22 protein-coding genes and 1 riboswitch are annotated in these 25,034 nt (G+C 44.5%); of the genes, 17 read left to right on the forward strand and 5 right to left on the reverse strand.

The genetic code is table 11. The features are described 5' to 3' along the window. Nucleotides 1-57 precede the first annotated feature (57 nt). Nucleotides 58-194: riboswitch (TPP riboswitch) on the reverse strand. A gap of 400 nt (nucleotides 195-594) precedes the next feature. After that, nucleotides 595-1,770, forward strand: coding sequence for a KGG domain-containing protein (locus GGD38_RS10795; RefSeq protein WP_375300852.1), 1,176 nt, complete (start codon nucleotides 595-597; stop codon nucleotides 1,768-1,770). Nucleotides 1,771-1,864: 94 nt separating this feature from the next. Continuing rightward, nucleotides 1,865-2,488 (forward strand): ferritin-like domain-containing protein, encoded by a 624-nt coding sequence (locus GGD38_RS10800; RefSeq protein WP_375300851.1) that lies wholly within the window; start codon nucleotides 1,865-1,867, stop codon nucleotides 2,486-2,488. A gap of 109 nt (nucleotides 2,489-2,597) precedes the next feature. Here GGD38_RS10800 and GGD38_RS10805 read toward each other — a convergent pair whose 3' ends face one another. Beyond that, the gene (locus tag GGD38_RS10805; protein ID WP_375300850.1) at nucleotides 2,598-3,749 is read right to left on the reverse strand and encodes an ATP-binding protein; all 1,152 of its coding nucleotides are present in this window, start codon (nucleotides 3,747-3,749) and stop codon (nucleotides 2,598-2,600) included. Nucleotides 3,750-3,902: 153 nt separating this feature from the next. Between GGD38_RS10805 and GGD38_RS10810 the strand changes: the two genes are divergently transcribed. Then, entirely contained in the window at nucleotides 3,903-4,364 is a 462-nt protein-coding gene (locus GGD38_RS10810; protein WP_375300849.1) for an inorganic diphosphatase, read from the forward strand. 220 nt (nucleotides 4,365-4,584) lie between these two features. Here GGD38_RS10810 and GGD38_RS10815 read toward each other — a convergent pair whose 3' ends face one another. Further along, complete coding sequence (locus GGD38_RS10815) at nucleotides 4,585-5,775, reverse strand: hypothetical protein (protein WP_375300848.1); 1,191 nt, start codon at nucleotides 5,773-5,775, stop codon at nucleotides 4,585-4,587. A 190-nt stretch (nucleotides 5,776-5,965) separates the two neighbouring features. After that, entirely contained in the window at nucleotides 5,966-7,009 is a 1,044-nt protein-coding gene (locus tag GGD38_RS10820; protein ID WP_375300847.1) for an LLM class flavin-dependent oxidoreductase, read from the reverse strand. A 304-nt stretch (nucleotides 7,010-7,313) separates the two neighbouring features. On the opposite strand from GGD38_RS10820, the gene GGD38_RS10825 reads away from it, so the two are divergent. After that, nucleotides 7,314-8,633, forward strand: coding sequence for an alpha-L-fucosidase (locus GGD38_RS10825; protein ID WP_375300846.1), 1,320 nt, complete (start codon nucleotides 7,314-7,316; stop codon nucleotides 8,631-8,633). A gap of 85 nt (nucleotides 8,634-8,718) precedes the next feature. Here the strand turns inward: GGD38_RS10825 and GGD38_RS10830 are convergent, their stop codons facing one another. Continuing rightward, nucleotides 8,719-9,327, reverse strand: a complete 609-nt coding sequence (locus tag GGD38_RS10830; RefSeq protein ID WP_375300845.1) for a hypothetical protein — start codon at nucleotides 9,325-9,327, stop codon at nucleotides 8,719-8,721. 427 nt (nucleotides 9,328-9,754) lie between these two features. Between GGD38_RS10830 and GGD38_RS10835 the strand changes: the two genes are divergently transcribed. Next, nucleotides 9,755-10,111: a hypothetical protein gene (locus GGD38_RS10835; protein ID WP_375300844.1), complete on the forward strand. Its 357-nt coding sequence runs from the start codon at nucleotides 9,755-9,757 to the stop codon at nucleotides 10,109-10,111. A gap of 107 nt (nucleotides 10,112-10,218) precedes the next feature. After that, nucleotides 10,219-10,776, forward strand: a complete 558-nt coding sequence (locus tag GGD38_RS10840) for a hypothetical protein (protein ID WP_375300843.1) — start codon at nucleotides 10,219-10,221, stop codon at nucleotides 10,774-10,776. A 232-nt stretch (nucleotides 10,777-11,008) separates the two neighbouring features. Here the strand turns inward: GGD38_RS10840 and GGD38_RS10845 are convergent, their stop codons facing one another. Beyond that, nucleotides 11,009-12,307: an acetyl-CoA hydrolase/transferase family protein gene (locus GGD38_RS10845; protein ID WP_375300842.1), complete on the reverse strand. Its 1,299-nt coding sequence runs from the start codon at nucleotides 12,305-12,307 to the stop codon at nucleotides 11,009-11,011. Nucleotides 12,308-12,698: 391 nt separating this feature from the next. Here GGD38_RS10845 and GGD38_RS10850 point away from each other — a divergent pair, with 391 nt between their 5' ends. From GGD38_RS10850 to GGD38_RS10900, 11 genes are all read left to right on the forward strand, one after another. Beyond that, the gene (locus tag GGD38_RS10850) at nucleotides 12,699-13,133 is read left to right on the forward strand and encodes a hypothetical protein (protein ID WP_375300841.1); all 435 of its coding nucleotides are present in this window, start codon (nucleotides 12,699-12,701) and stop codon (nucleotides 13,131-13,133) included. Nucleotides 13,134-13,155: 22 nt separating this feature from the next. Further along, a complete protein-coding gene (locus tag GGD38_RS10855; RefSeq protein ID WP_375300840.1) occupies nucleotides 13,156-13,293 on the forward strand; it encodes a hypothetical protein in 138 nt (45 codons plus the stop codon). 127 nt (nucleotides 13,294-13,420) lie between these two features. Beyond that, entirely contained in the window at nucleotides 13,421-13,837 is a 417-nt protein-coding gene (locus tag GGD38_RS10860) for a hypothetical protein (RefSeq protein WP_375300839.1), read from the forward strand. Nucleotides 13,838-14,022: 185 nt separating this feature from the next. Next, a complete protein-coding gene (locus tag GGD38_RS10865; RefSeq protein WP_375300838.1) occupies nucleotides 14,023-14,820 on the forward strand; it encodes a HipA family kinase in 798 nt (265 codons plus the stop codon). After that, the gene (locus GGD38_RS10870) at nucleotides 14,798-15,181 is read left to right on the forward strand and encodes a DUF3037 domain-containing protein (RefSeq protein ID WP_375300837.1); all 384 of its coding nucleotides are present in this window, start codon (nucleotides 14,798-14,800) and stop codon (nucleotides 15,179-15,181) included. Before GGD38_RS10865 ends, GGD38_RS10870 begins: the two co-directional genes overlap by 23 nt. Nucleotides 15,182-15,309: 128 nt before the next feature. After that, nucleotides 15,310-15,501: a hypothetical protein gene (locus tag GGD38_RS10875; RefSeq protein WP_375300836.1), complete on the forward strand. Its 192-nt coding sequence runs from the start codon at nucleotides 15,310-15,312 to the stop codon at nucleotides 15,499-15,501. Between the two features lie 437 nt (nucleotides 15,502-15,938). Continuing rightward, nucleotides 15,939-17,018, forward strand: a complete 1,080-nt coding sequence (locus tag GGD38_RS10880; protein WP_375300835.1) for a fatty acid desaturase family protein — start codon at nucleotides 15,939-15,941, stop codon at nucleotides 17,016-17,018. A 472-nt stretch (nucleotides 17,019-17,490) separates the two neighbouring features. Further along, nucleotides 17,491-19,296, forward strand: coding sequence for an SBBP repeat-containing protein (locus GGD38_RS10885; RefSeq protein ID WP_375300834.1), 1,806 nt, complete (start codon nucleotides 17,491-17,493; stop codon nucleotides 19,294-19,296). Nucleotides 19,297-19,336: 40 nt separating this feature from the next. Next, entirely contained in the window at nucleotides 19,337-21,175 is a 1,839-nt protein-coding gene (locus tag GGD38_RS10890; RefSeq protein WP_375300833.1) for an SBBP repeat-containing protein, read from the forward strand. Nucleotides 21,176-21,269: 94 nt separating this feature from the next. Beyond that, on the forward strand, nucleotides 21,270-24,191 hold the full coding sequence (locus GGD38_RS10895) for an SBBP repeat-containing protein (protein ID WP_375300832.1): 2,922 nt from the start codon (nucleotides 21,270-21,272) through the stop codon (nucleotides 24,189-24,191). Nucleotides 24,192-24,283: 92 nt separating this feature from the next. Further along, entirely contained in the window at nucleotides 24,284-24,982 is a 699-nt protein-coding gene (locus tag GGD38_RS10900) for a Crp/Fnr family transcriptional regulator (RefSeq protein ID WP_375300831.1), read from the forward strand. The last annotated feature ends 52 nt before the right edge of the window (nucleotides 24,983-25,034 follow it).

Genomic DNA, 25,034 nt, shown 5'->3' on the forward strand with positions numbered 1-25,034 from the left:
CAACTGTTCATAGCGGGAAGCTTAGGCCCAAAAAAAAGACTCCGGATGTACCGGAGTCCTCTCTTGCTCTTCAGTCCCTTCGCTGGCATTACCCAGATCAGGTTGTCGGAGTATATTCTCAGGTTTAGTTTTCATGTCCTTGTCCGCAATTAGGGACAATACTTGTTTACAATAAACCACCCCCTTGAAGAACATTTGATGAATAACTAAAAATAATGTGCCATTGAAATTAACGCTTACCACATTTGTAATCACACACATATTGAGGAAATATATGGGCATCATAATCAACAAAAAATATTGCTGGGGTATATTTTTATTTTTCTCTCAAATGTAAATAGCTTTATTATGCTAACGGTTAATACTTCAGCATACCGTTTGTCTTTTATACATACCAGCAATAAACAACCTTTTTACAGCTCAATTTTCAATAACAACATTAACGTATACATAACGTACATCAACACGTGTTGTATAACTCGGTCGTGCATCCAAAACAACATCATTGTTTGCAACAGTAAAAGAATCAACACACTGAGCATTAAAATTGCAATACATGGATCATCAATTTTCTAACGATTAAACCATTTAATTATGAACAGAAGAAGCCAGGGCAGGCAGGGTTATGGCCGCCGAAGCAATGAAGAAAACCGTGGACGTTATGGTTCACAAGGTGGATTTGAAGGATATGGTCAGCAGGGAGGAAATATGGGCCGGCAAGGCAGATACGATGAATATGGTCAACAGCAAAATTATGGACAGAACAGAGGATATGGTGGTCAGCAAGGCGGATATGGCGGATACGGTGGACAGCAGGGTGGTGGTGGATACGGCCAGTATGGCGGTAATCGTGGGCAACAAGGTGGTTTCGGAGGTTACAGTGGTTATGGACAAGGTGGCTACAGAGAACAGGAAAATTACAACCAGGACTATGGCCAGCATCGCGGCAGTCAAAGCGGTTACGGCCAACAAGGTGGCAACTGGGGTAACCAGGGCGGTAATTGGGGCAACCAGGGCGGCCAGGGTAGTTGGGGACAACACCAGGGCGGCGGCTGGGGTAACCAGGGCGGCAGCTATGGCAGCCAGGGTTCACAACACTGGGGTCAGCAAGGTGGCTATGGCCAGCAGAATGAAGACGAACAATTCAGACAGCGTGAGTATGGTCAACGGTACGAAGATGATTATGATGACGATGAAGATACCCGCATGATGGGCCAGGGATATGATGAAGATTATGACGAAGACGACCAGGGTTATATGGGTATGCGTGGCCAGTATGGTCAGGAAGAAGACGAAGACTATGATGAGGATGAAGACGAAGATGAAAATGAATATGGTGGCCGCCAAACGTATATGGGCCATTCGCGCCGTGGTTTTGGCAGCATGAGTGGCGATCAAAGCCATCGCATGGGTCAAATGGGCGGCATGCAATCGAATGAAGACGATTATCAATACGGTCGTCAAAGCCGTGGAGGCCGTATGGGCCAAAATGAAGATGAATATGATTACAGAGGAGGTATGAGCGGCCGTTCGGGTTCTGGTAGAAGCAGCAGTGGCACTTCGCGCCGTGGTTTTGCCAGTATGCCAAAAGATGAAGTTCGCCGTATAGGCGCTATGGGTGGCCGCGCATCGCATGAAGGTTCAGGTAGCAGCAGCAGCCGCAGCAGCAGCCAGGGCCGTTCATCATCGGGCCGCAGCAGCAGCCGGTCGCAAGGATCAAAAAGCCGTACGAGTTCCAGCTCAAACAGAAGTAAAAGTAAATCCAGGTAACTACCTGGAATGTGCATAGAGGGCTTAAAATCGGGATAGAGTGCATGCACTCTATCCTTTCTTTACTAATTATAAACGTAATAAAATGCAAAATATGGGCACCGCAACCGAAACTGGTAAAAAGAACGGAATGAACCCCGAAACAGAAACAAAGAAAAAAGGCGGCAGCCAGCAAGGTTCTGAAGAAACACCTTCGTATTTACAGAAGTTCTTTTTGGACCAGGTAAAAGACATGTATTATGCCGAACAGGAATTGTTGAAGACGATGCCTGAAATGAAAAATGCCGCCACTACCGAAGAGTTGGAAGACGCCATAGAAGAACACATGAAACAAACCCAGCGACATGTAAAACGCCTGGAGAAAGTGTTTAAAATGATCGGACAAAAACCGGAGGGGAAAAGATGCGAGGCCATGGATGGTTTAATTAAAGAACTAAAGACCATTCTTCGCGAAACCGAAGAAAACACTATGACCCGCGATGCTGCACTGATCATTGCCGCGCAAAAAATAGAACACTATGAAATAGCTTCCTATGGCGGTTTGGTAGCACTGGCCATTACCCTGGGTTTGGAACGTGCCGCCGATATACTCGATAAAACATTAATGGAAGAAGAAATGACCGATCAAATGCTCACCGATATTGCCGAAGCATACATTAATGTAGAAGCGGAACACGAAGGTAAATATTCGTGGGATAAGAAGTTGTTTATGGTGTAGCCCAAAAGAAATTTTGGGATTTTGAGATTTCGGGATTTTGAGATTTTTCAGACGGCTAATACCTGATGAAATCTCAAAATCTCTAAATCCCAAAATCAGAAATGCGTTTTCATTCAACCGGGAAATAGCACTGTATACTGGTTCCTTTATCAGGTTGCGCCGTGGCCAGCACAAAACCATTATGCGCCTCCATGATCTTCTTCACAATGGCCAGGCCCATACCAGATCCATGGTATTGACTTTTTGCATTCAACTTTTCAAACATGATGAATATGCGGCTGGCCTGTGCGGGATCGAAGCCAATACCATTATCAGTGAATTCAACCAGCGCCATGGGCGCTTCACTTTGATGACCTGCAGGCAATTGATCTGTTGGCACCACGCGACTGGTAATGCTAATACGAGGTTGATTACCCGGGGCCTGAAACTTCAACCCATTATCAATAATATTGGTAAATAAAGTCAACAGCATATCCCTATAACCCTGTATAACGGGCAGTTCCCTGGTCTCAATTATGCCACCGCTCTCGCTGATCTTTCTTTGTAATTTATTCTCCGCTTCTTTACATACTTCATTTAAATTAACTGCGGTGCGAACCTGTTTGAAGCTGTTTATATGGCTTAAGGCCCATATGTCATCGAGCAACAGGTTTATACGATTGAGCGAGCCCTGTATGCGCCTGATATTGGCCTTGCCGCCATTCGACAGCACCCGGCCTTCCGATTTCACCAGCAATTCAAAAGCCGTATAAACAAGGCGCAGCGGCTCCTTTATTTCGTTACTGGTTATATAAGTGAATGTCGCCATTTCGGTAGAAGCGGTTTCAAGCTGGCGGTATTGTTGTTCCAGGGCTTCATTCAACGGTTGCAGTTTCTTTTCCGCTTTTTCGCGGTGAGAAACGTCGTGCATAATATTCATTACGCCTTTTACGTCGCCGGCCTCATCGGTAATGGGAATAAAATGGTTCTCGTAGCTCTGTCGGTTAAATGCGCCTGCCCTAACCGGTACAAATGATTTTTTGCCCTCGAAGCCAAATTTAATGGCCTCCATCATTTCGGCATCTACAGCCAGTTTAGGAAATACGTCAAGTATGTGTTTACCTATGATATCAGCTTTCGCAATGCCGGTAACCTGGGCGGCCGTTCTGTTCCAGGCAATAATATGCCAATCCTGATCTATGGCCATTACCCGGTCAATGCTGCTGTCGTTGAGAAGTTCAAACAAGTTGGGAATAGAAGGATGTAGGGTTTCGTTAGTCATGGTAGCGATGTTTGCGTTTAATGTTATACAAATATTATACCGCTGAAAACCGACAGCCGTTATGTATGTATCAACAGCACCAGGCGCTTATCTCCAATTAAAACCACAATTAAGGTACATCATTTGATGCAATTAATAGCAAAACATATACTGATGGATATCATCATTGAAACTCCCAAAGGAAGCCGCCAGAAATATACATATGAAAAGGAATCTAAATTATTCCGGTTGAAGAAGGTGCTGGCGCCCGGTTTGGTATTTCCGTATGATTTTGGATTTATACCGGGCACCAAAGGTGAAGATGGCGATCCGCTCGATATACTCGTGATCTCGGAATACCACGGTTTTCCCGGTTGTATAATGGATGTGCGTATAGCTGGTTGTTTACAGGCAACTCAAACTGCGGGTAAACATACGTATCGCAACGACCGTTATATTGGCATACTTGAGCAAAGCTCGGTCTTTGAGAATATTGCTACATTGAGCGACTTGCCAGATACGTTAATTGATAGTATCAAGCTGTTCTTTTCAACTTATTTGCAGGCCGAGGGGAAGTTGGTTCAATGGGAAACAGATTTGAATGCGAGGCAGGCGGTGGAGAAGTTGACGAGTTAACAAGTTGACGAGTTGACGAGGCTTTATGTGCAGCGGGCCGAGTAATAGTTGAAATGTTGATAGAGGTGATAAAGTTGATAGAGGGTTTCTGTGCAACAAATTGATTAATTGTTGAAAGGTTTACAAAGAAAAACTTACTTAAGAAATGGCCTCCCCCCTTCCGGGGGGATGTCTGGAGGGGGGCCGGGAGGGGGCCATTTCACGTTTCACGATTGCCGACTCAATAACCGAACAACTTACGAACTTGCTGTATTCTGTCTTTATCATCGAAACCAAGCTTTTCAGCTTTACGTAAATCCTGTTCAGCAAGGTCTTTCTCATTTCTTCTCGCATGTAAAAGAGCCGAGAAATACCAGGCTTCGCTATTGGTGGGGTCGGCTAGTTTATACAAGTTCACAAAATGTTGGGCAACGTCGTTGCGGTTATTTCTTATCTGCTGATTACTGATTGAATAAAACCCCAGCGACAAATACGCCAACAGACGCTGGTACATGGCGCCTTCAGCAGTAGCGGCTTTTGCTTTTATATTTAGTTCGTTGATGGTTTTTGTCCAGTAATTAAAATCGCCCTGTTCAAACTGACGCATATACAAAGCCTTGGTTTGTTGTTCGGTTTGCAGTAACTGTTGGCGGGCCTGTACTTGTTGTTTATATATTTCGCTGGCTGAAATTTCGGTTTTCTTCTGCTCAAACCAGCTAATGTCTGTTACACCTTTCAATGTATTTATCGTAAGCATGCATTGCTCCACCGCTTTTATGGGTGTGGCTTCTTTTACCAGGTTTTTACTATTGCTGATGTAAGCATTGATCAACTTTTCATTAACCGGTATTAGTTTGTGATACATGGCGTCAAACTCAAACCCGGTAAGCGCTTTATGCATGATACCGGCCGGCGCCCACTCATGTTTGGCCGGGTATAACATAATACGGTGGCGGGTAGTTGTTTTATCAAATGCTGAATTTACGGCCACCACGTCGGTCATATTCAAATCACCTTCACCGGCCATGGCCGTAAAACTAAATGCATAATTACCAGCCGGCGCGCCATCGGGCAAACCGGCCCCCATGGCAATTACGCCTTTTATTTCAGGATGATTCAAAGCCACATAACCCGCTACTTTGGCCCCGCCCGAAAAACCGGCCGTATATATACGTTGGGGGTCTATGTTCAGTCGTTGCCTGGTATCTGCGCTCAGTATGCGCCAGAGTTCTTCCGTATATTGAAGATCGTTGCCATTCTTTGAGGTATTACTACCTATTAAAACAAAACCCAGCGAATCGGCGCTGGCTTTGTATTTGTGCAAGGGGAGTGAACCGCTGCCATGCGGATCAAATAAGTAAATGACCGGTAACGCCGTTTTATTTCCTTTGGCAGGAATATACAAAGCGTACGACTCCGCCGTATCTGCCAAACAGGTTACCTTTTCAATCACCTTACCAACTGCAAAAGGTTTGGATTGAGCAGTACATGATTGAATGTTAAGAATTATTAGACTTAAAAGGACAGAACGCGTTATCATTGAGGCAAGTTAGTAAGTTATTCAGTTATTCAGTTCTCGGGTTTTGGAACTGAACAACAGAATAACTGAACAACTCAATAACTCAAACACTTGCTTTTTTTGCGTATTTCCGTACTTCAGGAGCCACCTTCGTTCCCAGTAATTCAATTGCCTTCATCACTTTGGCATGCGGCATAGTGCCCACACTAATATGCATTAAGAAACGTGTTAACCCAAGCAGTTCCTGTTCGTATAAGATCTTTTCGGTTACTTCCTGCGGACTGCCCACCAGTAAGGCGCCTTTTTTCGTACGCATGGCATCAAACTGCTGGCGCGACATGGGTTGCCATCCGCGTTCGCGCCCCAGTTGCGTCATTACATATTGGTAACTGGGGAAGAACTCATCCGCCGCCTGTTGCGATGTTTCGGCTATATAACCATGCGAGTGCACGCCAATTTGTATTTTGCCGGTATCCTGATTATATTTTTTATAGGTTTCCCGGTACAGATCGGCCAGCTGCACAAAATGTTCGGGGCTGCCGCCAATAATAGCCATCGCTAAAGGAAAGCCATAATAGGCAGCGCGGATAACCGAATTGGGAGTTCCTCCCACGGCCACCCATACGGGCAGTTCTTTTTGATAAGGCCTTGGATAAACGCCCAGGTTATCAATAGGGGCGCGATGCTGGCCCTTCCAGGTTATTTTTTCCGATTTATTTAATTGATACAACAGATCGAGCTTTTCGGCAAACAGAGCATCATAATCTTTAAGGTCGTAGCCAAACAGGGGGAACGATTCAATAAAAGAACCTCTACCGGCCATTACTTCAGCGCGGCCATCGCTCAGCAGATCAACTGTGGCAAAATCCTGGAACACCCGTACAGGATCATCGGAGCTAAGTACGGTAACGGCGCTACTCAGTTTTATATTTTTTGTAATGGCGGCAGCAGCGGCCAGAATTACGGCAGGGGAGGAAGCAATAAAATCGGGCCGGTGATGTTCGCCCACGGCAAATACATCGAGCCCCACCTGTTCCATCAGTGCCACTTCTTCCATCAGGTCCTTCATACGCTGGTGCTGCGAAATACATGTACCCGTTTGCTGATCGGGCGTCAGTTCTACAAAAGTGCTTATTCCTATTTCCATATGTTGGTTGTTCCTTCTTTTTAAGAGTGATTGTAGTAAGTTGGTTGTTCTCGTTCCTGAGCCGGCAATCGTGAATCGGCAATCGGCAATAACCCGAAACTCATGGCCTCGCGTTGATCGTGGGCCCGCCGCACATAAAGCCTCAATCAACTTTATCACCTCTATCAACATTTCAACTTCCTCGTCAACTCGTCAACTTGCCTCCTCATCCACTCGCCAACTAAAAAACCAAAATTATAATATAAAAGTTCAACCCAACCCACTAACATGTAGTATAGTGCTGCTAAATTCTTACTTTCATTGCATGAAAACCATCATATTAATTGCAAGCCTTTTCTTCGCAGGCAGTACATTACTGGCGCAACCGGTTGCGCAAAACCAGCAGGCCCGACAACAATTTCAAACCGACAAATATGGTATGTTCATCCATTGGGGCCTCAGCAGTATGCTGGCCGATGGCGAATGGGTAATGAACAACCGGAATATAAAAGTGGTTGACTACAGCCGCCTGCTGCGGGCCTTTAACCCGGTTGACTTTAACGCCGCACAATGGGTGGCAACGGCAAAGAACGCCGGCATGAAATACATTGTTTTCATCACCCGCCACCACGATGGCTTTTCAAACTGGGACACCAAATACTCCGATTGGAAAATTACCAATACCCCTTATGGTAAAGATGTGTTGAAGCAGTTATCGGAAGAATGTAAAAAACAGGGTATAAAGCTGGGCCTGTATTACTCGTTGCTCGACTGGTACCGCACCGATTATCCCTGGGAAACCGGTAGAACCGGTAAAGGCACGGGCCGCACCGGCAAAAGTAATTACGCTTCGTACCTGCAATTTATGAAAGACCAGCTCACCGAGCTGCTCACGAATTATGGCGACATCATGTGTATTTGGTTCGACGGGCATTGGGACCAGACAAATCCCGAAGGCCATGCCGATCGCAACTCGCGAATAAACTGGAAGTACGATGAGATCTATTCGCTTATTCATAAACTGCAGCCGCAATGTATCATCGGCAACAACCACCATATGACACCGTTTGCCGGTGAAGATTTCCAAATGTTTGAACGCGATTTGCCCGGTGAAAATAAATCAGGATTAAGCTTTCAAAAACCATCCGATGCACTTCCGCTTGAGACCTGCGAAACCATCAACGGCGCCTGGGGTTATAATATTACCGATCGCAACTATAAATCGGTAAAACAGGTAGTGCAATTGTTAGTAGGAGCAGCCGGCCGCGATGCCAACCTGCTGCTGAATGTAGGACCAATGCCAACAGGTTTAATACAATCAGAATTTGCCGATACGCTGGCTATCGCAGGCAAATGGTTACAACAATATGGCGAAAGTGTTTATGGTACCCGGGGCGGACCGCTATCACCACAACCCTGGGGTGTAACAACGCAAAAGGGCAAACTCATTTACTTACATATATTCAAATCGCCCGAAGGCAACACCATTACATTACCCGATGCCAGGCTTAAAATAAAAGGAGTTAAGATACTAGGCAGCAATACGCCCGTGAAGTTTACCAAACAAAAAACAGGCGTTGCTATTTCAACAGAAGGGGTTTCGCTCGATGGGGTTGATACGATTATTGTTGTGGAGCAGGCTTAGTTTATAGCTTACAGAGCGGCGTGCTGTATTTGCCTATAGCTTTAAGCCCTGGGCTTTGCAGCTCGCTGCCTTTTTGCCTTCAGCTTTATTGAATCACCTTCGACACAATTTCCGAGTAACTTCTCAATCCATAATAACCGATAGCCACTACACGAAACCAATAACGTTTGTCAGATTCTAATCCTTTAAAGGTATAGCTGCTCAGAGATGTGCCTTCAGAGATCCATATGGTTTGTTTGTTTGGCGGCTCGGGGGTATATTGATGTACAAAGGCAATAGCTCTCATTACTTTTCTTACCCGGGTAGTAGCCTGACCGGTAACCTTAAGATCAATTTCCAGGATCTCAATAGTTGGCGGTTTTTTGTTATTACCGTTTCCGTTGTTAACATTAAAACCACTGCTCAACATGGTGGTGCGGTCGCCTCCACTGGTAACGGTAACATAATCGGCCAGCTGCTGTAATAACCCCAGCACTTCTGCCTTAATATCATTTTTAATCGATACCTGGATCTTGTCGCGGCTGGCGGCATCGGCTAATGCCTGTCGATATTTAGGAACCAGATTTTTGAGCTTTTCCAATGCTGCCGGCGGATCGGGAAAAGCTTCATTATTCTCCATACAACTAATGACGAAGTGACTTAATACGGCAATTTCTCCCTGAAATTTTCTGTATTCGTGTGTTATCCGGTTCATGCAGTTGGAATAAAGAGATTGCAATAATGAATTGGTTCGCTACGATCAAAACTTAACCGGTAATTACTAATCAGAAAGTGATATCAAATGGGAATTACATGGTGCGTGCCGGGCTTTCGATATAAGCAGGTTGTAAATGTAAATAGTTTCGTGGTTTTCATACCATTACTTGACGACGATCAACCCGGGTGCCGGAATATTGCCCTAATTCCGGGTGGAAATGGTTCGTTTTCCCGGAAAAACAGTTTGTTTCCCGGAGAATAGGTTCATTTTTCCGGGAAACAAGTTTATTTCCCGGAGAATCGTATCATTTTTCCGGGAACAAATACAATTCCAATTGGAATCAGATCAGTTTTCCGGAAAAACGGTTTGTTTCCCGGAGAATTGACCCATTTTTCCGGGAAACAAGTTTATTTCCCGGAGAATCATGTCATTTTTCCGGAAAAACGATCTATTGCCAGCGGCAATTACAAAATTTCCCGGAAAACAGAGTTATTTCCCGGAAAACAGCATCATATTTCCGGGAAACTGGCTTATTTCCCGGAGAATCGTATTTGTTTTCCGGGAAAAAGACCCAATGCAAAAAGGAAATGAAAGGCTTTACATTGAAACATACTCGTTTTCCGGGGAAATGGATCCATTCTCCGAAGAGACCGACTTACATGCGATTGAAAAGGGTGGAAGTAAAATAATTCGAGGTCCATATAAACTTACCTGTAACATTTTCATCGAATGCACAACATATAACGCGTATGAAAATAGCAAGAGATATAAAAACTGCTAATAGGTACCAAGGTAAGTAGGTATTATTGATCAGTTAATATAGCTTTTATATTAAATACAGTTTATTTGCATGCTTTTTCTTATGACTTATTTAAACCTCAATTAATTATGAAAAGAGTTATTACTCTCGGTCTTATTGCGACTGCACTCGTTTTCTCAGCTTGTAAAGGCGGTAAAAAAGAAGAAAGCGGCGATAACGCTTCTGGTACACAATCATCATCGTCAAGCACACCGGCTGAAGAACACAAACAGGCTGCCAATGCGCCCAAGGAATACAAAGTAACTTTTACACCCGATTCAGCAATCTTAGGTAAGAAAAAAGAAGCCCTGGTTAAAGTGGCCGGCGCTACTGCAATTGTTTTAACCGACCCCGATGGTAAAGACAATGGCATTGAACTTACCGTAAACCTCTCTGTTACCAATAAAACACATATCGGCGATGGTTCCAGCGTTTCAATTTCTTATGCAGACTCACGTTTGCAATTAGACAATGGCACCAACATTACACATGATAACGGTACCGATTTCTTAAGAGCACAACCTGAAGCTACTTCTAAAGTAGAAAGCTGGACATATAAGATCCCTGCCGGTGCAAAACCATCTGCACTGAACCTGTTCATGGATGATACAAGAGTATCTGTAGGTGTAGCGTTGAGCGAAAAGTAAAATACATACCCCTGCCCCCTAAAGGGGGAACTTAATAGGAGAGTCACTCAACTCGGGTGGCTCTCTTTTTTTGACTAACGTTGTGAAACGGCAATTCGCCTACGCCAAGGCTTCGGCGAACAAGTCGGCAATCGTGAATCGGCAATCATGAATCGGCAATAGAGTCCGAAACTTATAACCTCGCTATAATCGTAAAACGGTCCGCTTTGAACAATGAACTGTGAACTAAAAACTATGAACTAAGAACTGAGTGTTTATAAAACCGTTCAAACACAGCTCTATCCAAATCTTCTCTATGCGAAGGGTGCGCCAATTCGATCAACGCCTTCGCTCTTTGCTTTAAGTTCTTACCAAACAGATCGGTGATGCCGTATTCGGTAACAACCCAATGCACATGACCACGCGTGGTAACCACACCGGCACCTTCTTTTAAAAAGGGAACAATACGCGATAATCCTTTTGAAGTGGTAGAAGGCAGTGCAATAATGGGTTTACCATTGTCTGATAAAGAAGCGCCACGCATAAAATCCATTTGACCACCAATACCCGAGTATTGATACGTACCAATAGAGTCGGCACAAATTTGCCCTGTAAGATCGAGCTCTATGGCGCTGTTGATGGCCGTTGCTTTAGGGTTCTGGCGAATGATACTGGTGTCGTTCACATATTCGATGGCCATTACGCGAATGGCGGGATTGTCGTTCACAAAATCGTACAGCTTGCGGGTGCCGGCCATAAAACCCGTTACCGAGCGGCCTATGTTCAGCTTTTTGCAACTGTTGTTTATGATGCCCTGTTCAATTAAGGGAATCACCCCGTCTGACAGCATCTCGGTATGTATGCCTAAGTTCTTATGACCGGTAAGATTTTTCAGCACCTGGTCGGGAATATTACCAATACCCAATTGCAGGGTAGCGCCATCTTCAATTAACGAAGCTACATTTTTACCTATCTGCTCAACGGCAGGGCTTACTTTGAATGAATAATCTACTTCGGGCAAAGCGCTTTCATGTTCAACCAGCACGTCAATTTTATCAATATAAATAAAACCGTCGCCATGCGTACGAGGCATCAACGGGTTCACCTGGGCAATAATTATCCGGGCTGTATCGATGGCCGAGCGGGCAATGTCAACAGAAGTACCAAGGGTACAGAACCCATGCCGGTCGGGGGGCGATACCTGTATTAAGGCCACATCTATAGGTAGTACACTGCGTTTAAACAAAAGCGGTATCTGGCTCAGGAATACGGGTACATAATCGCCATGATCGCTATTGGCTACATCGCGTACGTTACCCGAAACAAATAATGAATTAAAGAAAAAGCTTTCGCTGTATTCGGGTTTACTAAAATCAACATCGCCTAAGGTGGTAATACTTACCAGCTCTACATTTTCCAATTCGGTATGGCGATCGAGCAATGCCTTTATCAAATGTACGGGAGTGGCCGCGCTGCCATGCAGGAATACCCGCTGATTAGATTGTATTAACTGAACTGCTTCTGCTGCTGTACTATATTTTCCGGTGCTCATATTGTGCCTTATTTGAGAGTTCAAAAGTAATACAGGAAGTTACATGCCTTACCTGATGGTTGTCAGGTGGGGGAGTGAATAAAATCATTATTTCTGCCTGACAATTAACGCTTTCGCCCATATCCCTCCCTCGCATGCTGCAAAAACCCGCATAATTTATCAGGCAGGCGGCGCTTTTTTTTGCACAAACTTGTAATTACCGATTTTGGCCTGGTTTTAGTGTATCGCCTCCATGCTTTTTTAAACAACAAACATTATCACTTATCGCAATGCGTTATATAACGTAATCACACACATGTAATTTAATGTTTCGCCATTCTGATATCATAGCGCCATCCTGTAAAAACCACCAAACTTTATATTTCTAAACAAACCCAAAGCAAACTATCAAATGAAAAAAACTGTCCTGTCTGTGCTGGCACTATCAGCCCTGGTCTTCGCTTGTAAAAAAGATAAAGATGATAACAATGGTTTAAGCGAGCAAGCGCTTCTGGGAAAATGGGAGATGAAAGTTCAATACCGGAATGTGGTTACCAACAATATCGGCAAACGCGATACACTAGTAATACCGGAAGGTTTACAAGCCTGGGAATTTTTAAAAAATGGAATAATTGTAAGGCACGGTCGCTCCGTTGGCGGCGTAACGAGAGACACCGGATTTTTTAAATTGAATGGTTCAAATGTGATCATAACTGAGGAAGGCGCCACGAAAGGCGATACCACCAAGATCACCCAATTTGCCAATACAGAATTGCAGGCGTATAAAAAGCTTATTAACAGTTCTACTAAGTATACAGAGTTCTGGTTTAATTATAAAAAGCAATAGTGGTAGTATCATAAATAAGAGTATGTCCTCCCGGTTATATGGGGAGGACATACTGTATTTCACGTTTGCCAGCCTGGCGAGCCCTGCACATACGCGAGCCATTGCCGATTCACTTGCATCATTGAAAGATTATTATTATTTTGGCCCCTCAGCCTGTTAAGGCTCAGAACATAGGATTAATACCAATACCCTAAAGTAGTATTGCGTTTGCCAGTTGAAAAAGAGCATTGTACTAAATACACTCTTGAAACAGTAAATTCAATAAAACGAAAAACTATCCGATCTCAATGAAAAAGAGCATGATCGTATCCTCGCTGGCTTTGTTTACGCTGGCATATGCATGCACTAAGGATACAGAAACCGCTACTGCTACCATTTCGCAAGACCAACTCGTTGGCAAATGGCATTTGACCAGCGCTTACTGGAACTCTCATTACGATGGTATCGATAATAAAGACTCGGCCCGTTTTAGCGTAAACGAATTGTCGTACGAGTTCACCAAAGACGGTCGTGTTATTTCGCTTTCCCCATACTATAGAGATACACTTTCTTTCAAAATACTTCCCGGTGAGTTGATCGTGCTCGATAACCACGACACAATTAAGATCAGCCAAATGGGCAATGCCAATATGCAATGGCATATCAGGAACATCAAAAGCGCTGCCGGTGACTTTTTTGAAGAAACAGATAATTTCAGCAAGTAAATTCGGTTTTCATACATACAGGAGCGTCCCCTGGTTTTAAAAAGGGGACGTTTTCTTTATTACGGCGCTAATTCATATGATGAACAAACGATAAACTTAAAAAAATAACTGAACTATTTCTACATTGAGAAACGTTCCTCCGTTTAGCCGGTGGGACGTTTTTTTTTGCTACTTTTAACGCCTTTATGGCTAAATCAATAGAAATAAGAACGGTGAACGTAACGCGCTATGTAACGCCATTGCGCGAGGGCGGCTCCTTACCGGCCATTGCCGAAGCCGATGATGGCTTTATGTATGTGCTGAAGTTCAGGGGCGCAGGACAGGGGATAAAAGCCCTTATTGCCGAACTGATAGGTGGTGAAATAGCCCGGGCACTTGGATTGAAGATCCCTGAAATAGTATTTGCCAACTTAGATACCGCCTTTGGGCGCACCGAACCCGACGAAGAGATACAGGACCTGCTAAAAGCAAGTGTTGGCTTGAACCTGGCCCTGCATTATTTATCGGGCGCCATTACCTTTGACCCTGTAGTTACCACGCCCGATGCAAAACTGGCATCGAAAATTGTTTGGCTCGACGGCTTATTAATGAACGTTGACCGCACGGCGCGCAATACCAATATGCTCATATGGCATAAAGAACTTTGGCTTATTGATCATGGCGCTTCTTTATATTTTCATCACAACTGGCAAAGCTGGAAAGACCAGGCGGTAAAACCTTTCGTACAGTTTAAAGACCATGTACTGCTTCCACAAGCTACAAAACTGAACGAAGTAGATGCGGAATTTAAAGCGATACTGACCGAAGAAAAGATCCGCGCCATTGTTGGTTTATTACCCGATGAATGGCTTGCAACAGATGAACAGGAAGCGTCTATTGCTGAACGCCGCCAGGTGTACGCCGACTTTTTAATAACCCGAATTGCATCGTCACACATTTTTGTAAAAGAAGCCCAACAACATGCAGGAAAAATATCTATTTGAGTATGCGGTCATTCGCATTGTGCCCAAGGTTGAACGGGAAGAATTCTGCAATGTGGGCATCATTATGTATTCTAAAGACAAAAAATTCCTTCAAACAAAATACACCATCAATGAGGCCCGGGTAAAATGTCTCGATGAAAAAGCAGACATAGCCGAAATACAATCTTACCTGCAGGCTTTTGAAAAAATTTGTAAGGGATCCAAAGATGGCGGTCCCATTGCACAACTCGATATGCCTTCGCGTTTCAGATGGTTGACGGCCCAACGCAGCACCATTTTACAAACATCGCGTGTGCATCCGGGATTTTGCAACAACCCCGAGGAGGCACTTAATCGATTACACGACCAGTTGGTTGTGTAAAAATCCCAAGTTCCAAATCCCAAGTTCCAAATAAAAAATTCCAGGAACCAAGCACCAAGAACCAAATAAAAAAATACAAAAACCAAGCACCAAGAACCAAATAGAAAATACAAAACTTCAAGCACCAAATGTCAAAACCACCCTTTGGGATTTGGGTTTTATTTTTGGAGCTTGGCAATTGGGGATTTGGAATTTATTTTTGGAGCTTGGCATTTGGGTTTTGGAATTTATTTTTGGAGTTTGACATTTGGATTTTGGAATTTTTTATTTGGAGCTTGGAATTTGGATTTTGGAATTTATTTGATTCTTATTATTTGTGATTTGAGATTTTAACCCTACACAACTATTAGCAAAAATCTTCGTTATTAACCAGTAATTTATCAATAAAATCCACCATCCGTAATGGCATAGTGTTTGCACAACCCGTAGTACGGAAACTATCTGTTAAAAATTAAATTTTGCATGAATTCTCCACGAATGTCATATGAACATCATCGCACACTAATAGGTGCAATTTTTGCAATGCGTTATTTAGGAATTATCGAACCTTTCTCCCCAAAATTCATATGATAATTATCAATTTAATATCAAATTGAAATCATTTTGTATTTGGGGGCGTCTTAACATTTCTTTTTTTACCTTTGCGACACTTGAAAATCAGACGTATCTACCCTCACCAGCAATAAAGGCTCTCCAGTAGACGCATTTTATGTAGCAGTTAAAGTTGATACTTAAATAAATTTTTTTTCGGATTATTATGCCTAAAGTAACCTTTAATAACAAAGACAAGAGTTTTTTCAATACGCTAAAAGCATCCGTTGATCAATATTTTGCCAGCAAGCAAATAAAAAAGACCGGTAACTGGGCCCTGTATTCCAAAACACTTGTTTTAGCACCTGCGGCCATTCTCATTTACTCATTATTGCTTTTCTTACCCATGTCGGCCATTTTGGCTATCGTACTTTGCTGTATTTTAGGTTTTGTATTGGCCAGCATTGGTTTTAATGTAATGCACGATGCCTGCCACGGAAGTTACAGCAGCAAAGGCTGGGTTAACGAAACCATGGCCCTGAGCTCAAATTTACTGGGCGGCAATACCTACATCTGGAAGTTCAAACATAACATAGTTCACCATACTTATACCAACATCGATGGGGTTGATGACGATATTGCACTGAGCCCTTTGATGCGTCAGTGTGAAACCCAAAAATGGTTCCCGCCACACCGGTTCCAGCACATATATGGATTTGTTCTATATGCGTTCACTTCACTGGCCTGGTTCTTTGTAATGGATTTTACCAAGTATTTCAACCAAAAGGTGCATACTACCCCCATGACAAAGATGGATACCAGGGAACATATCATTTTTTGGGTAAGCAAGATCTTATATGCCGCCTTTTTTGTGGTAGTACCCATACTGGTATTGGGCTGGTTACCCTGGGTTATTGGTTTTGTAGCCCTGAATTTGACCCTGGGTTTAACCCTGGCAGTGGTTTTTCAACTGGCGCATGTGGTTGAACACACCGAGTTTGTTCACGCCAGCGAAGATCATATGAAGATCGAGAACGAGTTTGCCATTCACCAGGTTAAAACCACCGCAAACTTTGCTCCCCGTAATAAATTCATTAGCTGGTATGTAGGCGGTTTGAACTACCAGGTTGAGCACCACTTGTTCCCCCGCATCAGCCATATTCACTACCCCGAGATCAACAAAATAGTAAAACAAACCTGCCAGCAATTTGGCATCCAATACAACGAATTCCCCACCATGCAACAGGCCATTGCCTCGCATTACCGCATGATAAAGGAACTGGGCAAAAAGCCATTGGCAGCGTAGTTTTCTAAAAAATATTATAAGTTATTGAACCGGCTCCCAGCTATCTGGAGCCGGTTTTTTTAGTTTAGATAGCTCTTGTGTTGCCGGTTTTCAGGAGTTGCACAGGAGAGTGCTGAAAAATAGTTTTGAGTAGGCATTAAAGGCCCGGTATCAGGGCAACTGGTACCCGGTAACCGGTACCGCCTGAAACCTGTAAGCTGAAACCTGACTAATCTCATAGATTTATAATCGCCAAATTTCCGTCCTTTGTGGTGTTTTCGCTCATCAAAGCGAATTGTTGACCTCGTTTATTGATTCCACTCTTAATTGGCTTACGCGCCTGAACTATCCAATAATTCCTCATTTTTCCTTTTAAAAGGGCCTGATTCCCCGGTTACCCTCTGTTTGTAGCAACCGCCCGTTTCCCCATGAAGGAATGTAATACCGCCTTATGATAAGGTTCACCATTTTAAAATAATCTAAAAATTTAGCTATGAGAAAAATGGTACTTATCGTGATGTTATGGCTTTTTTCTACACTTCTTTTTTCGGCTGTTGGTTTTACCCAGGTTAGCGAAGAATGGGTAGTACGCGAACCGGCGCCAGGCCCTTATGATGGCGCACGGTCGCTGGCAATCGATAACGCCGGAAATGTATATGTCACCGGTTCGGCGTCTGTAACAGACGCCAACGATGATTACCTTACAATTAAATATAATGCAGCCGGTGTAAAACAATGGGAAGCCCGGTACAATGGGGCGGCTAATTTGGACGATGATGCATTTTCAATAGCGGTAGACGGCAATGGTAATGTATACATCACGGGTAGAAGCCAAAATGAAACCGCCAATGATTTGGTTACCATAAAATACGATGCGGCAGGTGTGATGCAATGGGTAGCAACGCACAACGGCTTTGGCCATTCAATAGCTGTAGATGGAGCAGGTAATGTATATGTAACGGGCGAAACGGTTGGTTTTGGGCCTGGGAACGACTATATCACCATTAAGTATAATACTAATGGAATTCAGCAATGGCTGGCCACATATGACGGCCCGGGCAATAATGATGCAGCGGAGGATCTTGCCATCGACGCTGCAGGTAATGTATATGTAACCGGAAGAAGCCCCGCCGGAATAGATATAGATGAGGAAGACAGGGATTATGTTACCATCAAGTATGATAATAATGGAAATGAATTGTGGGTGAGAAGATACGACGGCCCTGTTGCTGGTAATTTTTCCGACGAAGCGCGGGCTATAACTGTAGATGCATCAGGCAATATATATGTTACCGGCAGCAGCGCTGGTAATAACGCAGAAGACGGACAGGATATAGCAACCATTAAGTATGATACCAACGGAAATGAACTATGGGTATCCCGGTTTAACGGCCCGGTCAATTCTTTCGACGTGCCCTTTGATATAGCTGTTGATGCATCGCAAAATGTATATGTAACGGGAACAAGCGCAGCAGAGCCCTATGAAAACGGTGATTATATCACCCTCAAATACGATGCAACCGGAACTGAGCTGTGGGTGGCAAGATATAATGGAACCGGTAACGGCGACGATGTGGCCACCTCGCTTGCGCTGGACGTTGCAGGAAATGTATATGTAACAGGTAGAAGCCTGGAAACGGGTACCGCTTATGACCTTACCACTATCAAATACAATTCAACCGGGGTTCAGCAATGGATAGTAAAATATAATGGCCCTGCCAGTGGTAACGATGGCACCGGCATTTTCATAGGATTCTTTACTCAACACTCCCTCGCCGTTGATGCGTTGGGCAATGTTTATGTAACCGGGTTAAGCACCGGCATCGGTACTGGTTTTGATTATACGACCATCAAATATTCACAGGCCTCCCTGACCGCCTGTGGTAAAAATGGCGATAAAGTACTGATATGCCATAAGGGAAAAACAACATGCATCAGCCAATCTGCTGTAGCAGGCCATTTAAAACATGGCGATCAATTGGGCGCCTGCGCCGATAATGCCAGGATAGTCCAGACCGTTACAGCCGTTAATGAATTCCGGGTTTCAGTTATACCCAACCCTGCTGTAGTTACCACTAAAATATTTTACGAATTGCCGGTTGATGGCCGTGTTTCCATTAAAATATTTGATATGCTGGGCAGGGAAATAACAACACTTACCGAAACAAATAAACAAGCCGGCATCCACAGCATCGGCTTCAATGTAGCTCCACTTCAGAAAGGCATGTACTACTATCGGATCACAGTTAAATCGACAAAACAGCTTTGGTTAAAAACGGGCAAGATCAGTGTAGATTAGTTTAATCAGCCTCTTATTCTTAAACCATTAATTTATGATTATGAGAAACTCGCTACTTTTCAGAATTTCATTTCTAATTGCTTACTGCCTTCTTGTATCAGTTACTATGGCCCAGGTCAGTGAAGAATGGGTAGCCAGGTACAATGGCCCGGGAAACGCATCTGATAATGCAGTAGATATAGCTGTAGATGATGACGGCAACGTTTATATTACAGGAAGCTCTACAGGCGCCGGCACCTTCGCCGACTATGCCACCATCAAATACAATTCGGCCGGCGTACAACAATGGGTAGCCCGTTACAACGGCCCGGGCAATTTTTTTGACGAACCGGCAGACCTTGCTATTGACAATGCAGGTAACGTATATGTAACAGGCCGGTCGGCAGGCGATGGCACCGACGATGATTATGCCACCATAAAATACAATTCAGCCGGCGTTGTACAATGGGTAGCCAGGTACAACGGACCGAATGATTCAACGGACGCAGCAACATCTCTCGCTGTTGATGCAGCCGGCAATGTGTATGTAACAGGTTTAAGCGCAGGGGTTGGAAGTGTTTTAGATTATGCCACCATCAAGTATAATTCAGCTGGTGTGGTGCAATGGGTTACCAGATATAACGGACCGGGCAATAGCAATGACAGAGCTGCCGCCCTGGTCATTGACAATAGTTTTGTATATGTAACCGGTAGCAGCACAGGCGACGGAACCAATCTTGATTACGCCACCATAAAACATAATATTACCACCGGCGCCATAGAATGGGTATCGAGGTATAATGGCGCAGGCAATAACCGCGATGAAGCCGTTTCCCTAACAGTGGATAACGCAGGCAATGTGTATGTAACAGGAACCATCATTAGTGGTTTTGATCCCAGTGGCGATCCTTTTCCTTTAGAATTATTTGATTGGGCCACTATTAAGTACAACAGTGCGGGCGCTGTGCAATGGGTATCTACTCACGATGAAGGCGGCGATGATTTTGCGGAATCAGTAAAGTTAGATAACCTGGGCAATGTGATAGTGACCGGCAGCATTTCCAATTCACCGCCCCGGTTAGAAGAACCCGATCTTGACTATGGTACCATTAAATACAATGCCTTAACGGGTGCTGAAATATGGGTTTCGAAATATGGCCCGCCACCCGGAACAGATTTTAATGAATGGCGTGCTGAAGACCAGGCAATAGACAGCGAAGGCAATATATATGTAACCGGGCAAACCGGACAAGGAGAGTACGGCACTATTAAATGGAATAGCAATGGCCAACTACAATGGGCCGTAACCTACACAAATGGTGGGGGCAATGCTGCCTTTGCAATAGCGTTGGACGACGCCGGTAATGTATATGTAACGGGCGGAAGCCAGGGCACCGGTACCGGTAGTGACTTTGCCACTATTAAATACAATCAGCTTCAAACCGCCTGTGGTAAAAATGGCAATAAAATACTGGTTTGTCATAAAGGGACCAAGACGTTATGTATTAACAGTTCAGATGTGGCAGCACACCTTGCCCACGGTGATCAGCTGGGCGCATGCGCTACTACTATAACAAGCGCCCGCATTGCCAGTAATGGATCTACCGCCAGTATAAATGACGTGCCGGCGCGCTTCAGGGTATCCGTTATACCTAATCCGGCTATTACAACAGCCAAAATATTGTACGAACTGCCTGCAGACGGCCGGGTATCAATACAGCTTTTTGATGTGCTGGGCCGGCAGGTACAAACCGTGGCAGAAGCCAGTAAACCGGCAGGTTCTCAAAATGCAGCATTAAATGTATCATCACTTCAACATGGCGTGTATTATTATCGAATTACGGTGAGATCGGCAAAAACAACCTGGTTGCAAACCGGGAAGATCAATGTAATTAAGTGAGTTGATAGATTAATGAGTTGACGAGTTAACCAGTTAACTCGTCAACTCGTTAACTGGTTAACTGCTCCTTATTCTTAACCATTAATTTATACTTATGAGTAACGTTTTACTTCTCAGGAAGCCACTACTTCTTGCCAGTATTCTTTTTTCATCTGCTTTATGCTTTGCACAGGTTACCCAACAATGGGTACAAAGACAAAACGGCGAACCCAATGCGCCCGATGTGGCCAATGATTTGGAAGTGGACCATAATGGAAATGTATACGTAACAGGTTCGAGCCAGGGAAAAGGCACAAATGCCGACTTTACCACTATTAAGTATGACAATAATAGCAACACGCAATGGGTAAAAAGGTATAACGGACCGGTTAATGGCGAGGACCAGGCAACCGCCATTGTTGTGGACCATAAGGGCAACGTATATGTAACAGGGTGGAGTACAGGCAGTGGAACCAGCAACGATTTTACAACCATTAAATACGATTATGACGGAAATACCAAATGGGTAAAAAGGTATAATGGCCCCGGTAATCAAAACGACCGGGCAGTAGCCATTACGGTGGATGAGAATTGCAATGTATATATAACAGGATGGAGTATAGGCAGCGGCACAGCAACCGATTATACCACCATTAAGTATGACGAGAATGGCGACACAAAATGGGTAAAACGATACAACGGCCCGGCTAATTCCACCGATCTGCCAACAGCCATTGCCGTAGACCATGATGGCAATGTATACGTAACCGGGCAAAGCGCCGGCAGCGGCACCAGTGCCGACTATGCAACCATTAAATACAACGCAAATGGAAATCAGCTATGGGTAACCAGGTACAATGGGCCTGTTAATGGTCTTGACAGGGCCAATGCCCTGGCTGTGGACCACAATGGCAATGTGTATGTAACCGGATTGACCGCTACTTTCAGTGATGAGGATGGAAGCTTATTTGACATCGCTACCATTAAATACAACGCATCGGGTATACAACAATGGGCGGCCATGTATAACCGCAAAGGTCATGATGAAGCCAATGACCTGGCGCTCGATGCTGCAGGTAATGTGTACATAACCGGGTTCAGCGGCAATGAAGAAGAAGACCCCGACAATGACTATGTAACCATTAAATACAATGCAGCCGGCGCGCAGCAATGGGCTTCCATATTTTCGGGCCCCGGTGGTGACCAGAGCGGCGAAGCCACTGACCTTGTATTGGATGCTTCAGGTAATGTGTATATAACAGGCGGCATTTCAATTGAACAGGCTACAGACTATGCCACCATCAAATACAATAACAATGGCGTGCAGCAATGGGTGGCTACCTATGACGGGCCCGGCAATGAACTGGACAAAGCAAACGCCATAGGCCTCGATGGTAATGGCAATGTATTTATCACCGGCCTAAGCAGGCTCGACGGGTTTGGTAATGGTGACTATGCCACCATTAAATATACTCCAGGCGGCGGGCAAAAATGGCTAAAAAGGTATAACGGCCCCACCGAACTCAAGGGAGACCATGATTATGCAACTGCCCTTGCCGTAGACGGCGGTGGCAATGTGCATGTAACGGGCGGCATCAGGAAGAATAGTACCGGATTTGATTATACCACCTACAAATATGATGGTGATGGCGACAGGGATTGGAAAAAAACATACAACGGCCCCGGTAACGGTCCCGATGAGGCCAGCGACATCACACTGGATGCCCAGGGAAATGTATATGTAACCGGGCACAGCGATGGCCTGGGCACCTCACTCGACTACGCCACTATTAAATATGGGGCTGATGGTGATACAAAATGGTCGAAAAGATATAATGGCCCGGGCAATAGTTTCGATCAGGCAACTGCCATTGCCGTTGATCCAAATGGCAATGTGTATGTAACGGGAACCAGTGTGGGTAGTGGAACATCCGACGATTATGCTACCATTAAGTACGATAATAATGGAAATACCCAATGGATAAGACGGTATAATGGTCCTGATAATTCTTTTGACCGTGCAACTGCCATTGGCGTTGACCAAAACGGCAACGTATACGTAACTGGCTGGAGCCGGGGCATTGGGACCTTCCAGGACTATACCACTATCAAGTATGATGCCAATGGAAACGAACTGTGGGTGGCAAGGTACAACGCCGGCACAAATACTTCTGAAGAAGCCACTGCTTTGGCGGTGGATGCTTTGGGCAATGTATATGTTACCGGAACCGGCAATCCCATGGAATTTTCACCAGTAGATTATGTAACCATTAAGTACAATACAGCAGGCGTACAGCTGTGGGTAGCAAGATATGGAACAGCCGATATCGATGAGCCCACAGATATAGCCGTGGATGCGGTAGGTAATGTGTTTGTAACAGGCGGAAGCGCTGGCGACTATGCCACCGTTAAGTATAATACCGCGGGCGCACAACAGTGGGACGCAAGGCTTGCCCTTGGCATAGCCAATGCCCTGGCATTGGATGCGGCCGGCAATGTTTATGTAACAGGCGCCAACAGGTTAAGTAACATAACTCCCGACGATTACGTTACAATTAAATACAATACCGCCGGCGTACAGCAATGGCTGACCAGGTATGATGGGCCGGCCAACAGCGTTGATGTAGCCACCGACATTGCGGTAGATGATGATGGCTTTGTATATGTAACAGGGCGCAGCACCGGCATTGGCACAGGCTATGACTATGCCACTATAAAGTATGCACAAACGCCGCTGATAACCACCCGGCAGCAAACCCTGCCAAATACATCAGGCGCAATGGCAGAACCTGCAAAATTACATGCATGGGCCTACCCCAATTCGTTCACGCAGTACATCAACCTGCAATGGAGTGGGAATAATGATCCAGTAAGTATTACAATTACCGATATAATGGGCAAACAGGTAGAAAGAAGGAGCAATTTGCCTTCCAGTGGAACGCTAAAAACGGGCGCGCAACTTAGTGCGGGCATTTATTATGCGGTAATTGTGCAGGGGGCAGATAAGGTGGTGTTAAGGCTGATGAAAACCAATTAGCTAATGCGATAATGGGCTAATGTGCTAAGCCTTCATAAGGCGGTAATTCATTAGCACATTAGCATATTAGCAAATTAGCTAATTTTGCTTCCATGTCTGCCGATCAAAAATGGCTTTTAATTCGCAATTATGATCTATGGTCACAACTGACCGATGAAGATTATGAAGAACTGAACATTGTTCACAATTTCGTAGAAGCACGAAAAGGCGAATATGTTTATTTTGAAGCGTTTCAGCACAACAAGCTTTATTTTGTAAAGCAGGGTTATTTACGCATCGGTTATATTGACGACAGCGGCCGCGAGGTGATCAAGGAGATCATTCAAAAGGGTGAGCTGTTTGGTCAAATTACGCTTGAGAAGAACAGCCTGAACGGCGAATTTGCCCAGGCTTATAAAAGCGATGTAAGCTTATGCGCGTTTTCAATAGAAGATTTTCAAAACCTGCTACAGAAAAAACCTGGCATTGCCTTAAAATACACCAAACAGGTGGGCAGCAAACTAAGGCAAATAGAGAACAGGCTTATAAACCTGCTGAACAGGGACGTTAAAACCCGGCTCATCAATTTTCTGTGGCAGCTGGCCCAAAAACATCTTGCCCCGGGTGCTACAGCCGTATGCATACCCAATTATCTTACCCATGAAGATATTGCCAGCCTTATAGGGTCGAGCCGGCAAACGGTAACCACACTGATAAATGAACTGGTTGCCGAAAAGCTGATCACCTATACCCGCAATGAGATCTGTTTTCCCGATGTTAAAAAATTACAAAACCACGAAGTTGTCGTTTAGCCGACAAAACGGCCGTTTGCAAGCTTATAGCTTTGAAGTGTAATTAATTGTT

This window comes from Niastella sp. OAS944 (assembly GCA_024809215.1).
Lineage (GTDB): Bacteria > Bacteroidota > Bacteroidia > Chitinophagales > Chitinophagaceae > Niastella.

What these genes read in the sequence shown, in the direction of transcription:
- GGD38_RS10795 (WP_375300852.1), top strand. Translation starts at nt 595, where the DNA reads ATGAACAGAAGAAGCCAGGGCAGGCAGGGTTATGGCCGCCGAAGCAAT.
- GGD38_RS10800 (WP_375300851.1), top strand. Translation starts at nt 1,865, where the DNA reads ATGGGCACCGCAACCGAAACTGGTAAAAAGAACGGAATGAACCCCGAA.
- GGD38_RS10805 (WP_375300850.1), bottom strand. Translation starts at nt 3,749, where the DNA reads ATGACTAACGAAACCCTACATCCTTCTATTCCCAACTTGTTTGAACTT.
- GGD38_RS10810 (WP_375300849.1), top strand. Translation starts at nt 3,903, where the DNA reads ATGGATATCATCATTGAAACTCCCAAAGGAAGCCGCCAGAAATATACA.
- GGD38_RS10820 (WP_375300847.1), bottom strand. Translation starts at nt 7,009, where the DNA reads ATGGAAATAGGAATAAGCACTTTTGTAGAACTGACGCCCGATCAGCAA.
- GGD38_RS10825 (WP_375300846.1), top strand. Translation starts at nt 7,314, where the DNA reads ATGAAAACCATCATATTAATTGCAAGCCTTTTCTTCGCAGGCAGTACA.
- GGD38_RS10830 (WP_375300845.1), bottom strand. Translation starts at nt 9,327, where the DNA reads ATGAACCGGATAACACACGAATACAGAAAATTTCAGGGAGAAATTGCC.
- GGD38_RS10835 (WP_375300844.1), top strand. Translation starts at nt 9,755, where the DNA reads ATGTCATTTTTCCGGAAAAACGATCTATTGCCAGCGGCAATTACAAAA.
- GGD38_RS10840 (WP_375300843.1), top strand. Translation starts at nt 10,219, where the DNA reads ATGAAAAGAGTTATTACTCTCGGTCTTATTGCGACTGCACTCGTTTTC.
- GGD38_RS10845 (WP_375300842.1), bottom strand. Translation starts at nt 12,307, where the DNA reads ATGAGCACCGGAAAATATAGTACAGCAGCAGAAGCAGTTCAGTTAATA.
- GGD38_RS10850 (WP_375300841.1), top strand. Translation starts at nt 12,699, where the DNA reads ATGAAAAAAACTGTCCTGTCTGTGCTGGCACTATCAGCCCTGGTCTTC.
- GGD38_RS10855 (WP_375300840.1), top strand. Translation starts at nt 13,156, where the DNA reads ATGTCCTCCCGGTTATATGGGGAGGACATACTGTATTTCACGTTTGCC.
- GGD38_RS10860 (WP_375300839.1), top strand. Translation starts at nt 13,421, where the DNA reads ATGAAAAAGAGCATGATCGTATCCTCGCTGGCTTTGTTTACGCTGGCA.
- GGD38_RS10865 (WP_375300838.1), top strand. Translation starts at nt 14,023, where the DNA reads ATGGCTAAATCAATAGAAATAAGAACGGTGAACGTAACGCGCTATGTA.
- GGD38_RS10870 (WP_375300837.1), top strand. Translation starts at nt 14,798, where the DNA reads ATGCAGGAAAAATATCTATTTGAGTATGCGGTCATTCGCATTGTGCCC.
- GGD38_RS10875 (WP_375300836.1), top strand. Translation starts at nt 15,310, where the DNA reads ATGTCAAAACCACCCTTTGGGATTTGGGTTTTATTTTTGGAGCTTGGC.
- GGD38_RS10880 (WP_375300835.1), top strand. Translation starts at nt 15,939, where the DNA reads ATGCCTAAAGTAACCTTTAATAACAAAGACAAGAGTTTTTTCAATACG.
- GGD38_RS10885 (WP_375300834.1), top strand. Translation starts at nt 17,491, where the DNA reads ATGAGAAAAATGGTACTTATCGTGATGTTATGGCTTTTTTCTACACTT.
- GGD38_RS10890 (WP_375300833.1), top strand. Translation starts at nt 19,337, where the DNA reads ATGAGAAACTCGCTACTTTTCAGAATTTCATTTCTAATTGCTTACTGC.
- GGD38_RS10895 (WP_375300832.1), top strand. Translation starts at nt 21,270, where the DNA reads ATGAGTAACGTTTTACTTCTCAGGAAGCCACTACTTCTTGCCAGTATT.
- GGD38_RS10900 (WP_375300831.1), top strand. Translation starts at nt 24,284, where the DNA reads ATGTCTGCCGATCAAAAATGGCTTTTAATTCGCAATTATGATCTATGG.